Below are 231 nucleotides of genomic sequence, written 5' to 3'. Positions count from 1 at the left end.
GGACGGCAAAGGGAAGGTGATCGGCAATGCAAACGCCGATTACCGCAATGCCCAAGGCCGAATTTTGTCAGGGCCTGAGTATTTGACGGTTTTTAAAGGCGATACAGGCGCTGAGCTTACAACGGTCAACTACGAACCTGCCCGGGGAAATGTAGCCGATTGGGGAGACAGCTACGGCAACAGGGTTGACCGCTTTCTGGCCGGTGTCGCATACCTTGACGGGGAGCGGCC

Annotated in this window: 1 protein-coding gene; it reads left to right on the top strand. The window is 56.7% G+C overall.

The annotated features are described in order from the left end of the window. On the top strand, positions 1–231 hold a 231-nt coding region (locus L324_RS44425; RefSeq protein WP_499698307.1), incomplete at both ends, for a rhamnogalacturonan lyase family protein.

This window comes from Amycolatopsis orientalis DSM 40040 = KCTC 9412, from assembly GCF_000478275.1.
In the GTDB taxonomy this organism is placed as follows: Bacteria; Actinomycetota; Actinomycetes; order Mycobacteriales; family Pseudonocardiaceae; genus Amycolatopsis; species Amycolatopsis orientalis.
The sequence above is the reverse complement of the archived record's forward strand: the minus strand, read 5'-3'. Positions and strand labels throughout refer to the sequence as shown.